Annotated in this window: 13 protein-coding genes and 1 tRNA gene; 5 read left to right on the plus strand and 9 right to left on the minus strand. The window is 70.4% G+C overall.

Annotation, left to right across the window (positions count from 1 at the left end; translation table 11 throughout):
- Nucleotides 1-9: 9 nt before the first annotated feature.
- Complete coding sequence (locus E4V99_RS04995) at nucleotides 10-789, minus strand: SDR family oxidoreductase (RefSeq protein ID WP_135062952.1); 780 nt, start codon at nucleotides 787-789, stop codon at nucleotides 10-12.
- 99 nt (nucleotides 790-888) lie between these two features.
- Between E4V99_RS04995 and E4V99_RS05000 the strand changes: the two genes are divergently transcribed.
- Entirely contained in the window at nucleotides 889-1,467 is a 579-nt protein-coding gene (locus E4V99_RS05000; protein ID WP_135062950.1) for a TetR family transcriptional regulator, read from the plus strand.
- 180 nt (nucleotides 1,468-1,647) lie between these two features.
- On the opposite strand, the gene E4V99_RS05005 is transcribed toward E4V99_RS05000, so the two are convergent.
- A tRNA-Ser gene (locus E4V99_RS05005) sits at nucleotides 1,648-1,738 on the minus strand.
- Between the two features lie 101 nt (nucleotides 1,739-1,839).
- Here E4V99_RS05005 and E4V99_RS05010 point away from each other — a divergent pair.
- Complete coding sequence (locus E4V99_RS05010; protein WP_135062864.1) at nucleotides 1,840-2,793, plus strand: L-lactate dehydrogenase; 954 nt, start codon at nucleotides 1,840-1,842, stop codon at nucleotides 2,791-2,793.
- 19 nt (nucleotides 2,794-2,812) lie between these two features.
- Here E4V99_RS05010 and E4V99_RS05015 read toward each other — a convergent pair whose 3' ends face one another.
- The 7 genes from E4V99_RS05015 to E4V99_RS05045 form a co-directional block, all read right to left on the minus strand.
- On the minus strand, nucleotides 2,813-3,277 hold the full coding sequence (locus tag E4V99_RS05015; protein ID WP_135062862.1) for an SRPBCC domain-containing protein: 465 nt from the start codon (nucleotides 3,275-3,277) through the stop codon (nucleotides 2,813-2,815).
- A 47-nt stretch (nucleotides 3,278-3,324) separates the two neighbouring features.
- On the minus strand, nucleotides 3,325-5,802 hold the full coding sequence (locus tag E4V99_RS05020; RefSeq protein WP_135062860.1) for a hypothetical protein: 2,478 nt from the start codon (nucleotides 5,800-5,802) through the stop codon (nucleotides 3,325-3,327).
- A 91-nt stretch (nucleotides 5,803-5,893) separates the two neighbouring features.
- Nucleotides 5,894-7,258, minus strand: coding sequence for an extracellular solute-binding protein (locus E4V99_RS05025; protein WP_135062858.1), 1,365 nt, complete (start codon nucleotides 7,256-7,258; stop codon nucleotides 5,894-5,896).
- Nucleotides 7,259-7,368: 110 nt separating this feature from the next.
- Nucleotides 7,369-8,316 carry a carbohydrate ABC transporter permease gene (locus tag E4V99_RS05030; RefSeq protein WP_135062856.1) on the minus strand — a complete coding sequence of 316 codons (948 nt, stop codon included), beginning with the start codon at nucleotides 8,314-8,316 and terminating at the stop codon, nucleotides 7,369-7,371.
- The gene (locus E4V99_RS05035) at nucleotides 8,316-9,305 is read right to left on the minus strand and encodes a sugar ABC transporter permease (RefSeq protein ID WP_135062855.1); all 990 of its coding nucleotides are present in this window, start codon (nucleotides 9,303-9,305) and stop codon (nucleotides 8,316-8,318) included. The genes E4V99_RS05030 and E4V99_RS05035 overlap by 1 nt, the downstream gene beginning before the upstream one ends.
- A 180-nt stretch (nucleotides 9,306-9,485) precedes the next feature.
- Nucleotides 9,486-10,733, minus strand: a complete 1,248-nt coding sequence (otnK, locus tag E4V99_RS05040; RefSeq protein WP_135062853.1) for a 3-oxo-tetronate kinase — start codon at nucleotides 10,731-10,733, stop codon at nucleotides 9,486-9,488.
- Complete coding sequence (locus E4V99_RS05045; RefSeq protein ID WP_135062851.1) at nucleotides 10,730-11,479, minus strand: DeoR/GlpR family DNA-binding transcription regulator; 750 nt, start codon at nucleotides 11,477-11,479, stop codon at nucleotides 10,730-10,732. The genes otnK and E4V99_RS05045 overlap by 4 nt, the downstream gene beginning before the upstream one ends.
- 73 nt (nucleotides 11,480-11,552) lie before the next feature.
- On the opposite strand from E4V99_RS05045, the gene E4V99_RS05050 reads away from it, so the two are divergent.
- Genes E4V99_RS05050 through E4V99_RS05060 form a run of 3 tightly spaced genes read left to right on the plus strand, consistent with a single transcriptional unit; the run spans nucleotide 11,553 to nucleotide 14,493 of the window.
- Nucleotides 11,553-12,959 carry an FGGY family carbohydrate kinase gene (locus E4V99_RS05050; protein ID WP_167747691.1) on the plus strand — a complete coding sequence of 469 codons (1,407 nt, stop codon included), beginning with the start codon at nucleotides 11,553-11,555 and terminating at the stop codon, nucleotides 12,957-12,959.
- Nucleotides 12,956-13,822, plus strand: coding sequence for a hypothetical protein (locus E4V99_RS05055; protein WP_135062847.1), 867 nt, complete (start codon nucleotides 12,956-12,958; stop codon nucleotides 13,820-13,822). The genes E4V99_RS05050 and E4V99_RS05055 overlap by 4 nt, the downstream gene beginning before the upstream one ends.
- On the plus strand, nucleotides 13,819-14,493 hold the full coding sequence (locus E4V99_RS05060; RefSeq protein ID WP_135062845.1) for an aspartate/glutamate racemase family protein: 675 nt from the start codon (nucleotides 13,819-13,821) through the stop codon (nucleotides 14,491-14,493). Before E4V99_RS05055 ends, E4V99_RS05060 begins: the two co-directional genes overlap by 4 nt.
- The last annotated feature ends 58 nt before the right edge of the window (nucleotides 14,494-14,551 follow it).

The raw sequence follows: 14,551 nt of genomic DNA on the forward strand, positions 1-14,551 counted from the left end.
CTGGGTGGATCAGACGGTCAGGTCCCACTCCGCGGCCTGCACCTCGCGCGTCTCGTGCTCCATCGAAGGCGGGTAGACATTCCGATAGGTGGCGATTTCCCCTGTGATGACCTTGACGATGACGTCGACCATCCCCTGGGGATCTTCCTGCCCGGCGAGGGTGAACGGGGGTTCCCAACCCGGCAGGAGGGCGGTCTCCGGGTCGTACCAGTACGTGGAGGCCTCCAGCGCGGTGTCATTGAAGCCGGTGAGGTAGAGCCCGGGCTGGACAGTGGCGACGGCGATCCCCTTCGGCTTGAGTTCCTCGCGCAACGTCGCCGCGATCGCTTCGATCGCGTACTTCGTTGCGCTGTAGGCCCCGCCGAACGGCGGAGTCTGCAAGCCCGCGTCGGAGGAGTTGAACACGATCTTGCCGTTGCCCCGCTCGATCATCTGGCGGATGAAGCCCTTGGTGAGTTCCATGACGGAGAACACGTTCGTCTCGAAGTTCGCCCGCAGCAGCGACATCGGCACATCCGTCAGCGTGCCGCTGTGAGCAACCCCGGCGTTGTTGAAGAGTACGTCGACGTCGTAGCGCAGCGCATGCGCACGGTCGATGTCGTCCAGCAGGTCGAGCTTGATGACCTCGATGTTCTCAAGACCCTCAGCGGCGATCTCCTGCCGCAGCTGCCAAGCCTGCGGCCAGATCTGGACGCCGGCGATGACGCGGTAGCCCTGGCGCGACAGATCGAACGCGGTGAGGCGCCCGAACCCGCTGCCTGCCCCGGTGATGAGGACTGTCTTCGTCATGGTGAACCCTCTCGTAAACCAACCAACTAGTTCGTTCTTTCACGATACGCGCGCGCACGGGTGCCGTCAAACCAACGGGTTAGTAGATAAAATGTGCACATGTCGACCCCGAAGGGCGAAGCGACCAAGCGACGCATCCTCGATGCAGCGTCGGCGGAGTTCGCCGAGCGCGGCATCGCCGGAGCCCGGGTTGATCGCATCGCCGCCGAAGCGCAGTCCAACAAGAGCCAGATGTACAGTTACTTCGGCAGCAAGGACGCGCTCTTCGATGCCGCCTACGCCGAGCACATCGGCTGGATGGTGAACTCGGTACCGCTCCGCGGCGACGATCTGCCCGGCTACGCCGTAGCGCTGTATGACGCCTATCTGGCCCGCCCCGATATCGTGCGTCTGACCACCTGGGCGAGGCTCGAGCGCCGGCCGGCAGGCGACCTGTACGACGACGGCACGGACCACAACCGCCTGAAGATCGATGCCATTCGCGAAGGGCAACGGGCCGGCTCGATCGACCCGACACTGGACCCACACGACGTGCTTTCTCTCGTCACGGCCATGTCGATGTCATGGTCTCCGGCCAGTCCGCTTATCGCCGCCAGCGCATCGGAGCCCGAGGAACTGCACGCACGTCGCCGAGAAGCTCTCGCCTCGACCGTGGCCAGAGCTTTCTCCCCCGGGTAGCGCACGGCCCGACCCGCGAGCCCCCTGCGCGTTGCCGTCCGGGCTAGGCCCCAGCGGGCCAGACCCCCCAGTTTCCAGCTCAAGCAACGGTTTTGCTCGGATCTTGCTCACGGGGCGCTTCCGGGAAGGACGAAAGCCCCGCGATCCCAGTGTTCTCAAGGGATTGCGGGGCTTCCACGGTGGCGGTGACGGTGGGATTTGAACCCACGGTAGGGGGTTACCCTACACAACTTTTCGAGAGTTGCACCTTCGGCCGCTCGGACACGTCACCGCCGACCAGCTTACGACACCACGCGCAACCCCGCGAATCGGCGCATCATGGCAGGCCCGGGACCGTAGCCGGGCCGGGAGGGCGGCTGTAAGACTGAGCCCATGAGCGTGATCGAGAACTCGAAGCTGACGGTGGTGGGCGCGGGAAGCGTGGGGGCCAGCGTCGCGTACGCCGCCCTCATCCGCGGATCGGCGCGGCACGTGGCGCTGTACGACATCGCGGCGCAGAAGGTCGATGCCGAAGTGCTCGACCTCGCCCACGGCACCCAGTTCACCGGATCGAGCGACATCATCGGTGGCAGCGACATCTCCGTCGCCGCGGGATCGCACGTCGTCGTCATCACCGCCGGCGCGAAGCAGAAGCCCGGCCAGACGCGCATCGAACTGGCGGGAGTGAATGCCGGCATCCTGCGGTCGATGATGCCCCAGCTGCTCGAAGTCGCTCCCGATGCGATCTACGTCATCGTGACCAACCCGTGCGACGTCCTGACGGTGCTTGCGCGAGAAGCGACGAACCTGCCGCCGGAGCGCATCTTCTCCTCGGGCACGGTGCTCGACACCTCGCGCCTGCGGTGGAAGCTCGCCCAGCGCGCCGGCGTGGCGACCTCGAACGTGCACGCCTACATCGTGGGCGAGCACGGCGACACCGAGTTCGCGCTGTGGTCGCGCGCGACGATCGGCACGGTGCCGATCCTCGAATGGGAGTCGCCGGGCCACCCCCGGATGAGCGCCGAGGAGCTCGACCGCATCGCGGTGGACGTGCGCGACGCCGCCTACAAGGTCATCGAGGGCAAGGGCGCGACGAACTACGCCATCGGGCTCGCCAGCGCCCGGATCGTCGAGGCCGTCCTGCGCGACGAGCACACCGTCCTCCCGGTGAGCACGGTGCTCGACGACTTCCACGGGCTCGACGGGGTGGCCCTGTCGGTGCCGTCGATCGTGAGCGCATCGGGGGCGGTGCCGATTCGGGAAACGGCCTTCTCCGAGGACGAGATGGCGCTGCTCCAGAAGTCGGGTGACGCGTTGCGGACCGTCGCGGAGAGCCTGCGGGAGTAAGGCCGGCCGCACCGACGCGTCAGCCTACGGTGCCGTGCTCCACGGCGCGGGCCAGCTGCGCGAGCGAGGAGATCATCGCTCCCACGTGCACGTCCTGGTCGATGCCGGCGGGTACGTTGGTCGCCTCCACCGTGACGAGCGTCCCGGCCGCTTCCGGCTCCAAGGTCCACGTCATCCGCATGGTGCCGGCGAAGGCCGGGTCGCCGGAGGGGAAATCGACTTCTTCGACGACCGTGCGGGGCGGATCGACGAGCACGCGACGCGCGACGCTGACGTCGGTGTCGGCCGTGGCCTTGCCGCCTCCCTCGGGCGCATTCTCGTAGCGGAGAACCATGCGGTACCCCTGTTCCGGGTCGAACTCCTCCAGCGCGCCGGTCATCCCCTCGGGCGGAATCCACGACACGAAGAGGTCGGGATCGGTGAAGGCACGGAAGACCCGTTCCGGGTCGGCGGTGATGTGTCGGGTCGCACGCTCGGCTCGCATGGCGCCACCATACGCCTCCCGGGGCGAGGGATCGTCTGAGCCGGTCGTCAGGTGGACGGGAGCAGGACGTCCGCGACGCCGGCAGCAGGAACGTCGACGGGCGCGTCCACGCCCCGGCCACGCACGACGGCCGCCACCGCCTCATCGGTGAGGTTGCGCAGCCGCACGCGCACGTGCCCCTCGCCCGTCGGCCGCAGCTCTGCGAGCAGGCGCTCGGCAGGCTCCACGGTCACGGGCGGAACGACCCGTGGCGGCGGGGGCGCGAGGGCGTGGCGCGCGTGCAGCGGTTCCAGGAGGTCGCGACCGTACCTCCGGACATCGCCCGCGCTCACCGCGTCCACGGGCCGGAACCGGTAGCGGAAGACCCGCGTGATCTCCTGCCGGGCCTGGAAGTTGGTGAAGTGCAGGTTGTTCATGAGCCAGCTGTTCACGTGGCCGCCGACGGCGTCGAGGCGGCGCGCCCATCGCCCCGTGTGGAAGTCGCCCACCTGCACGAGGGGGGCGTCCCGCGTCCCCCACAGGACGCCGCCGCCCTCCCCCGCGACGCCGACGGCGTGCTGGATGGAGTACCAGTCCTTGCTCGTGTCGGGCAGCTGCTCCCGGTCAGCAGTGAAGACCGCCCCGGCCGTCTCGAGGAGGAACTCCGGGTTCGCCGCTCGGAAGGGGAACGCCACGAACACGCTCTCGGGTCCGAAGCGCTCGGGTTTGCTCAGCCAGACGTCCAGCTCGAGGTCGGGGCTGTCGTCGGCGATGGCGAGCGTCGTGACGACGCTCGGGATGCCCCGCGCCGAGCCCTCCCACGTGATCTGCGTCACGCCCGGCCCGCGTCGCACGCGCGGCGGCGCGTCGCCCGTGGCGACGGCGCGGCTGAACTCGGGCCCGGGGTGGTCGGGGTGGAAGTGCTTGGGCGATTCGGTGAGCATCGGATGCCGCGATCCGGCGGCGACCCGTTCATCCACGAGCGCGCCCAGCGGCGTGGCGGCCGCGGCGGCGACGAGCTCGCGGCCCGTGGCCATGTCCACGAGTGAGACGATGCCGCCGCGGGCCGGGTCCACGCTGACGCGGTATCGTCCTGCCTCCACGGGCCCGGTCACGACCTCGTCCTCCCCCATCCCCGGGATGGGCATCACCGCCACCGCGAACGGACCCACCTCCGCGAGGGCGCGGACGCGGCGTGCTCCCGCCACCTCGACGTCGATCAGCTCTCGGCGCGGCGCCTCCGTCGGGTTGACCACGACGAGCATCCCCTCCCCCGTCGCATCCGCGGCGATCGCGGGCGAGTCCGCGCCCGGCCTCGCGTAGGCGTAACGGAACCACCCCTCGATCGCGAGGTCGCGGGCATGGTCGAAGGCGTCATAGGCGAAGCCCGACTTGGCGTTGTGATGCGAGTGGCTGAACGTCGAATGCGGCTTGGAGTAGGTCTCCCAGCTGCCCCACGTGTGCTCCCCGTACAGCAGCAGCTGCTCCTCGATGTGCCGCATCGCCTCGGCCGCTTCGGCGGAGGAGCGCAGGCGCACGGGGCCCCGTCGATACCCGAGCACGTCGAACCGAGGCACATCTCCGGGCTCGGCGAGCGCCGCGAGAGCCAACGTGCTCTGGGCGGCGCGCGCGAACGTTCGCGCCTCCCGGTACACCGCCACCTCTCGTGCGGTGGACCCGTGGCCGTGCGACCACCAGTCGGCCCACTCGCCGCGCACGGTCGGGATGTCCTGGCCGCCGGCTTGCGCGTGGAGGTCGTCCAGTGCCTCGTCGATCGTCGCGGTGCGCATGGGCAGGTCGGGGTGGTGGGCGTTCCATGCTCGCACGACGTCGAGGAAGAGGGCGGTGGGCCACCGGTTGTCGTTGCCCGCGTGCACGACGGCCGTGGTCCACGGGTAATCCGCCCGAGCTTCCAGCTCGTCCACGAAGGCGCGGATGCGACGTTGCGCGAGTGCGGTGTCGCCGTCCACGATCCCCCACTCCTCGCCGAAGCCGTAGTGCGTCGACAGCCACACGAACACCCGGCGGCCCGACGGGCCCTCCCACCAGAAGCCGCTCGGCTGGGTGAAGGGCGCGCGACCGTGGTCGGGATTGAGCGCCATCACGAGCCGCTCGATGCCGGCGTCGCGCATCTGATCGACGGTTCCCCACGCGATGCCGTTGACGTCTCCGTGCTGCTCGGTGCGCACCGGGATGCCGGCCTGCCGGATCTCCCCGAGCAGCTCGTACGCGGCGTCGAACTCGAAAGCGCTCGGCAGCTGCGTCATGTTGAGGTACCCGCCGGTGACCGAGACCGCACCGGCCTGGGCCAGCGCCGACAGCTGCGCGCGCTGCTCCGGCGTGCCGCGCCGCAGGAACGCCAGCACGGGCCGCGCAACCTCGAAGGTCCACCGGAAGGCATCCGGGCCGTCGCCGGCATGCTCCTCGGCGAGGTCGATGACCCGGCCGACGATCTCCGCATGCATCCGATCGATCAGCCGTGGGCTGTTCGTGTACCCCACGTCGTGGTGGGTGTGACCGACGAGCAGGATCTGCCGGATGGCCATGCGTTCCTCGTTCCGGAGTGCGCGCGTTCGGATCAGGAAGGGGCGGGTCGACCGAGGTCGGCCCGCCCCTTCTCCAGCGACCGGTGGGGCGTCAGCCCGCGGTCACGTTGTCGTATGCCCGCATCGCGGCTTCCTGCGCGTCGCCGAGGGCTTCTTCGATCGTCTTGTCACCGAGGAGCGCGGCGGTGATGGCGTTGTTCAACTCGTTCTGGATCTCCTGCCCGGCGGGGGAAGATCCGAACGACTCGCCGTACTCGACGACGTCGTAGTACGTGGAGATCACCTGGTCGAAGCCGGCGTTGCCGCTCTCCGCGACCCACTCCTCGCGGATCGCCTCGTCGGCGGCGGGCGATCCGGTGAACAGTCCGGTGTTGATGCCACCGTCCGCCGCACGCGTCGCGCCGCGCGCCTCACCGGCCGCCATCCATGCGTCGTCCGAGGTCAGATTGATCATCCACGCGCACGCTGCCGCGGGGTTCTCCGCACCGGCGGGGATCACGAACGCCGTGCCGGAGGCGACCGAGAAGGGCTCGCCCTCGGAGTCGCGGAACGGAACCGCCTCGACGTCGATCTGGTCGACGTAGGTGGACAGGACGTTCGGGTACCACTGGGCGTTCACCTGCGCGCCGACCTGGTTGGCCACGAACTGGTTGTTCTCACCGAACGTGTCGAACGAGTCGGTGAAGCTCTTGACCGATGCGTACCCGCCCTGCGCGTCGGCGATCTGCTGGAGCAGCTCGATGCCGGCGACGTTGCTGGGGTCATCCAGCGTCGGGGCGCCCTCCTCGTCGATGAGCTGCCCGCCCATGCCGAGGATCCACAGACCCGACTGACCCGTCGTCTGGGGGTCGAGGCCGAGTCGGGTCGGCACGCCGCCGGACGCCTGGTACATCTTCTCGATCGCCCCGATCAGCGCGTCGGGGTTCGACGTGTCGATCTCCTCGACGCTCACGCCGGCCTCGTTGAGCACCGTCTTGTTCACCATGATCGCCGGCGGCTGGTAGAACTGCGGTACAGCCCAGACCGCGTCCTCGTACGTCACGTCGTCCACGACGAAGGGGTACCACTGCTCGTCAGGCGAGACGTCGTGGGCCTCGAAGCACTCGTCCAGTGGCATCACGAGGTCCTGCGCGGCGTACGTCGTGACGTAGCGGCGGTCCATCTGCACGACGTCGGGGACATCCCCGCTGGCGAGCCGGGTGGTGAACTTCTGCGCGTCGAAGGCGGTGGCGTCGAGGTCCACCTCGACCTCGCTCAGCTCCTCCGCGGCATGGTCCATGCGGGAGGTGCCGACGTCGTCGGCGTTCTCGAAGCCCCACGCCGACAGCGTGCCGGTGGGCTCGGCGGTGAAGTCGACGTCGGCGGCCGCATCCCCGCCGCCTCCGCCGCCGCAGCCGGTGAGGACGACAGCGGATGCCGCGACCACCGCGGCGATTCCTGTAATGCGCTTGCGCATCTCTTTCCCTTTCGGTCGGGGCCACCACCTCGTCGCGCCGTTGGGCGACGGTGGTGGTACCGCGTGTTCACTGGTTGATGAGCTGGAGGTCGGGGTGTGCCCGCGCGGCGTCACCCCTTGCGCCCCTGGGTCGCGACGCCCTCGATGAAGTAGCGCTGGCCGAACGCGAAGAGGATCAGCATCGGGAGGGTCACCACGAGCGAGGCGAGCATGACGTACTGGTAGTCGCCTTGGCCGCCGGCGGTGGGGCTGTACTTGGTCATCGCGTACGCGATCCCGAGGGGCGCGGTGAACTCGTCCACCGTGCCGGCGTTGAGGTAGATCAGCGACGCCTGGAGGTTGTTCCAGCTGGCCTGGAACTCGAACAGGAAGACGATGATGAACGACGGGACCGACAGCGGCATCGCGATCCGCCAGAACAGGCCCCAGTAGCTCGCGCCATCCAGCCGCGCCGCCTCGAACAGCTCCTTGGGCAGGCCGAGGAAGAACTGCCGTTGCAAGAAGATGTAGAAGGCGGAGCCGAAGAGGTTCATGCCCCATAGCGGCACCCACGTCCCCAGCAGCCCGGTCTCCTTCCAGATGAGGTAGATCGGGATCATGGTCACGGCACCGGGCAGCATCATCGTCGCCAGCACGAGGCCGAACAGGAGGCCGCGGCCGGGGAAGCGGAAGTAGGCGAACCCGAACGCGACGATCGAACTCGACACCGCGACCGCCGTCGCCGCCAGCAGCGCGATCGCGATGCTGTTGAACATCCAGCTCAGCAGCGGCAGCTGATTCCAGACCTCCACGTAGTTCTCGGGCATGAAGGTCTTGGGGATCAGCCTGTTGTCGAAGACCTCACCGCGCGGCTTGAAGCTCGCCGCCAGCAGCCACGCGAACGGGTACATGAACAGCAGGGAGAAGCCGAGCAGGAGGATCCACAGGACGACCCTGCCGATGAGCGACTTCGGGCCTCTGCGGCCTCTCCGGCCTCGGGCGGCCGACGTCGCTGGAGGGACGATGGATGCCGCCGGCATGGTGGCCGGGGCACCGGGCGTTTCCTGGGTGAGCGACATCAGCGGTCTCCTTCGTAGTAGACGAAGCGATTGCCGAACTTCACCTGGATGACCGTGATCACCATGATGATGACGAACAGCAGCCACGCCATCGCGGCGGCGAAGCCGAAGTTGAACTGACGGAACGCCTGTTGGAACAGATAGATCGCGTAGAAGAGGGACGCCTCCGGTGAGGAGTTGCTCTGATCTCGCCAGAACAGGATGTAGGCCTGGTCGAACACCTGGAACGCCGCGATCGAGAGGACGATGACGTTGAAGAACATCGCACCGGAGATCATCGGCAGCGTGATGGAGAAGAACTTGCGGATGGGCCCCGCTCCGTCGATCGACGCCACCTCGTACAGCTCCACGGGCACGTTCTTCAGTGCGGCCAGGAAGATGACCATCGTGCCGCTGACGGTCCACAGGGTCATGATCACGATGCTCGGCTTGACCCACGCCGGATCCACGAGCCACTGCGGACCTTCGATGCCGATCGCGCGCAGCCCCTGGTTGATCGCGCCGGTGTTGCCGTTGAGGAGGAGGAAGAAGATGGCGCCGGTGGCGACGGCGGGGGTCATCTTCGGCAGGTAGTACACCGTGCGGAAGAAACCGGCGCCCTTGTTGGTGCGGTTCAGCAGCAGCGCCAGAACCAGAGCGAAGACGATCTCCAGCGGCACCGCCATCACGGCGAAGAACAGCGTGTTGGCCAGCGCGACCCCCACCCGCGGATCCTCGAAGAGGCGGGCATAGTTGTCGAATCCGATCGGCCGGGCGGTGTTGGTGGCCAGGTTGTACGCGCTGAAGGAGATGTAGAGGCTGTAGACCATGGCGCCGGCGGTGAAGACCAGGAAGCCGATGATCCACGGCGAGATGAAGAGGTAGCCCGCGAGCGCCTCCCGCTTGTTGTAGTGCTCCTTCACCCGGCGGGGCTTGCGTCCGCGCCGCGGCGTGCGGCTGCCGTCGTCTCGAGTCGTGATCGCTTCCGTGGAGCCGGTGGCGGCGCTCATCGCCGAGCCGCCGGGCGTAGGACGTACCTGCGCATCATGTACCTCCGGTGCTTGCGTCCGTATGTGGCATCGTTACCACCTACGACATTTGCTGGACTTTACGTCCACGGGTGCTTCTACCGCAACGGGGTTCCCAGAGCACTGGCGCGTGTGCCACCTCCCGCCGGTCTCCGGGTGGGATCAGTCCCAGGCGCGGTCGAAGAAGTCGGTGCCGCCGAAATTGCCCGACTTGAAGCACAGGTCCAGCACCCGGCCGGATGGGTCCGTCGCGGTCGTCCACGCGACCCCCGGCGCAGCGATACGACGCACGCGCAGGACGGTCGCACCCAGGGCGGCGGCGACGGCGCCGGAGGTCTCGCCGCCGGCCACGAGGACCCGCCGCACGCCGCACTCTTCCACGGCGGCGACGGCGACGCGCGCGAGGGCGTCCTCCACGAGCGCCGCGGTCCGGTCTCGACCCCACCGTGCCTGCAGCCGTGCGACCTCTTCGGGTTCGGCCGTCGCGGTCACGAGCGGCGTACCGGCGGCGCGGCCGACGAATCGCATCACCTCGGCGACCACGGCGGTCGGCTCCGCCACGAGTGCAGAGACGTCGATCGGATGCGACGGCCCGCGGTACGCCGACACCTGCGCCCGTGTGCGCTCGGAGCCGCTTCCGGACAGGATCAGCCGCGCACCGTCCGGCGGCGGCTCCACGGAGGGGGCCGCGGCCCCGCCGAGGGAGCGCGCGAGGGCGGCGGCGAACCCCGCCGCACCCGTGAGGATGAGATCCGGCGCACCGGCGGCGGCCGCTGCCGCAGCATCCAGATCGCCGTCCTCGACCGCGTCGAGCAGGACGTGGCGGACGCCTTGCGCCCGCAGTTCGGCGATGCGTCCGGCGACGGCGGCGGGCCCGGCGTGCAGGATCTCGAGAGGGATCCCGGCGACCGGGCGGGGCGTCTGACGCGCGAGGACGCGGATGAGGTCGGCGTCGCGCATCGGCGTGAGCGGATGGTGCGCCAGGGACGATTCCGACAGCAGCCGATCGCCGACGAACAGATGACCGCGATGCATCGTGCGCGCCGCGGCGGGGGTCGCGGGCGTGCCCACCGCGGCCGCGTCCTCCCCGGCGAGGTCCAGGAGCGCGTCCGCGACGGGGCCGATGTTGCCCTCGTCGGTGGAATCGAAGGTCGAGCAGTACTTCAGATAGAGCCGGCGGGCACCCCATGAACGCAGCACCCGGGCCGATGCGACGCTGTCGCGCACCGCTTCGGCGGCCGGCGCGGTGCGCGACTTCAGCGCCACGATCACCACCCGGGCCTCGGGCGCGGCACCGGAATCGGGCACGCCCAGACGCACCTCCGCGTCGACGCCCAGGGCATGCACGCCGGCGGCGACATCGCACGCGCCGGTGAGGTCGTCCGCGACGACCCCCAGCTGCAGGCTCATCCGGCCAGCTTCACGTCGATGCCCGCTGCTTCCAGACCGGCCAGGAAACCGGCGTCGGCGCGCCGGTCGGTGATCAGGACGTCGATGAGATGCAGTCGCGCGATCCGCACCGGAGAAGCGCGGTCGAGCTTGTCCGCGTCGGCGAGGAGGATGACGCGGCTGGACTGCGCGGCGAGCACGCGCTTGATGGCGGCGTCCAGCACGTTCGTGCCCCACAGGCCTTCGGCGTCGAGTGCCGTGGCCGACAGGAGGGCGACGTCGCAGCGGATGCTGCGCAGCGTCTCCTCGGCGAGGGGTCCCGCGAACGATCGCGTGTCGGGCTGGTAGTGCCCGCCGGCGACGACGAGGCCCGGCGATCCGATGCGCGTCAGCGCCTCGATCACCGGGAGTGAATGCGTGACGATGGTCCGATCGCGCAGCAGCGGGGCGACGGCCTGCGTCGTGGTCCCGGCGTCGATGGCGACCGTGGCGGCGCCGGCGACCTCGCGCGCGGCGAGTTCGGCGATGGCGCGCTTCTCGGCGGTGCCGACCGCGCCGCGCCGCTCGAAAGGCAGACCGGCAGGCAGCTTGGCGCCTCCCGCCACCCGGCTCACGACCCCCTGCTCCTCCAGAATCCGGAAGTCGCGTCGCACGGTCATCTCCGAGACCCCGAGCCGCTCGGCCGCGTCGGCCGAGGAGAGATAGCCGTCGGCGGCGACTTCGCGCTGCAGCTGCGCGCGGCGCGCGGGCGCCTCGGTGTACCGCATCCCCGCTCCTCTCGTCGATGTCGATTATCGGACATGCTTGCCAAATCTGTCCGATTCGTCACACACTGGCGCGGTGACACTCGCGGTCGGATTGGACGTGGGCAGCTCGACCGTGAAGGCATCGCTGGTCGAGCTGACCGATGCGGTCGCCGTGCGCCGCGTCGCCCGCGCAGCGACACCGGCGACCGTGGAGGGGCTCCTCGACACCCTCGCCGCCGTCACGCGGCAGTGCGTCAATTCCGCGCGCACCCCCGTCTCCGCCGTCGGGATCGCCTCGATGGCGGAGAGCGGTGCCCCGCTGGATGCGCACGGCCACGCCCTCACGCCGCTGCTGCGCTGGGATCGTCCGGTGCAGCCACGGCATTCGGAGAGCGTGTGGGCGGAGCATCCCGACCTGGCCGCGACCACCGGCGTGCCGGCCACCGGCAAGCCCGCCGTCGTCGCCCTCACGGCGCTCCGCCAGGACAGCCCCGCGGTGTTCGCGGCCACGCGATACTGGGGCGGCGTCGCCGACCTGGTCGCCCACGCGCTCACCGGCGTCCGCGCGACCGACCACACCCTCGCCACCCGCACGATGATGGCGGGCGCGATCGGCGAGGCGTGGGATGCCGCGGTCCTGGCCTGGCTCGGCATCGAGGAGCAGACGCTGCCCGAGATCCGCCCTCCCGGCGACGCGGTCGCGACGACGTCGCCGCACGCGCGCCGGTTCGGTCTGGGACCGGGGATCCCCGTGTACGTCGCCGGTCACGACCACGTCGTGGGGGCGTGGGGCGCGGGCGTGCGCCGGCCCGACGAAGTCGCCGACTCCCTCGGCACCGCCGAGGCGATCGTGCGGGTGACGGCGGTCGCGTCGCCCGCACGCGTCGTGGCCGCGGGCTTCGCGATGGGGCGCACCGTCGACGGCGGCGGCACCACGATCCTCGGAGGCAGCCCCGCGTGCGGAGCGATGCTGCAGTGGTGGGAGACGGAGCACCCCGGCGACGATACGCTCGCAACACTCGGTCACCTGAGCCCCGACGAGTGGCGGACCACGCAGACCACCGTCCTCCCCTACCCGGCCGGGAGGCAGTGCCCGCGCCCCGACCCCGGCGCGCGCGTGCGGGTGCTCGAGCCCGGCACCGGCCCCACCGATCGCGCCAGGGCGCTGCTGCAGTCCCTCGTCGCCCACGCCCGGTGGATGCGCGAGACCGCGGACGAGCTCGCCGGAGACACCTCGACCGACGTCACCGTGCTCGGCTCGCTCGCCGACCGCGTACCGGCGTGGGCGCCGCTCGTCGCAGCGACGGGTGTAACCACTCACCGCAGCGCGCTCCACGAACCCGTCGCCGCCGCTGCGGCGCTGCTGTCCGCCGTGCGCGCGGGCGCGGCATCCGATTCCCTCGCCCTTCCCCGCCGCCCCGTCGCCGCCGCCCGCGCGCCCGGGCTGACCGACGCCTACCGACGGTTCCTCGCCGCCGTCGCCTCCGAAGGAGAATCATGACCGTCACGCTCGACGCGATCGCCCAGCCCTCGGGGGCCTTCGCGATGGTGGCCATGGACCAGCGCGAGAGCCTGCGCCACATGTTCGACACCGCGGGGCGCGGCCGGCCCGGCGACGACGTGCTGATCGACTTCAAGGTCGCCGTCGCCGAAACCCTCGGGCCGTACGCCTCGGGGTTCCTCGCCGACGCGCAGTACGGCTTCGACGCGGTCCGCGCCGCCCTTCCCCCGGCGACGGGTCTGATCCTCGCCGTCGATGCCCTCGATCAGGCCGACGGCGGACCGGTGGAGGACACGGCGCTGGACGAGGGAGCGGTGGCGACCATCCCCGGCGGCGTCTCGGCACTCAAGCTCCTCGTCATCTGGCGCCGCGACGATCGCCGTGAGGCCCGTGTCGCGCTCGCGGAGCGCTTCGTCGAGGTGGCGCGCGAGCACGGGGTGCTCTCGGTGCTCGAGCCGGTCGTGCGCGCCGCGCCGGGCGAGGAGGGGTTCGACCCGGATGCGGCGATCCGGGAGGCCGCGCGCGAGCTGTCCGCGGTGCATCCGGACCTGTACAAGGCCCAGGTCCCGCTCGCCGGAGCAGGCGACGAGGTTTCGCAGCGCACGGCGAGCGCGGCACTCCACGCCTGCATGAGGGGACCATGGGTGGTCCTGTCGCAGGGGGTGGAACGCGATCGCTTCGCCGACGCGGTGCGGGCCGCGTGCCTCGAGGGCGCCAGCGGATTCCTCGCCGGCCGAGCGCTGTGGAGCGACGTGGTCGGCAGCGACGACGTGCGGACCGAGCTCCGCACGCGGTCGCTCGACCGCCTGCGGAGACTGGCGGACGTCGTCGACGAGGCGGCCCGGCCGTGGAGCGACGCATGACCGCGCGAGTGGGGGTCCTGCACACCGTTCCGGCTCTCGTCCCGGTGTTCCACGGGCTGCTCACGGCCCGCCGCGGCGACCTCGACATCGTCCATGTCGCAGATCCGTCGCTCCTCGCGCGCGCCGTCGCGGCCGGCGGCGTCACCGACGACGTGACCCGCGATCTGCGGGGGCACCTCGCCGGCCTGCGCGACGCCGGCGCATCCTCGGTGCTCGTGACGTGCTCCTCCATCGGGGAGGCCGCCGCGGCCGCCGCTGCGACGGTGGGGCTTCCCGTCGTGCGCGTGGATGCGGCGATGGCCGCGGAGGCGGTGACCCGCGCGGCCGCCGGCGGTCGCGCCATCCTCGTGCTCGCGACGCTGTCGGCGACCCTCGGACCCACGCGGCGGCTCGTCGAGGCGGCTGCGGCGGGCCGCGGATCCTTCGACATCGCCGCCGAGGTCGTCGCCGGCGCCGCCGACGCGCGCAGCGCAGGCGACCAGGAGCGGCACGACCGCCTCATCGCGGATGCCGTCACCGCCGGCGATGCCGATGTCATCGTGCTCGCCCAGGCCTCGATGGCCACCGGCGCGGGAGAGGACCCGCGCGTGCTCACGTCTCCGGAGTCGGGGGCCGCGGCCTTCGCGGCTTCGGTGCCCGACGCATCGCCGCCGGACGGGCACGCTCACTGAGGTGAATCGGCGTCCGCAGACGCGTCTTCATCTCCCATCTGGGAACGTTGTCACATAG

Source organism: Microbacterium sp. dk485 (assembly GCF_004570445.1).
In the GTDB taxonomy this organism is placed as follows: Bacteria; Actinomycetota; Actinomycetes; order Actinomycetales; family Microbacteriaceae; genus Microbacterium; species Microbacterium wangchenii.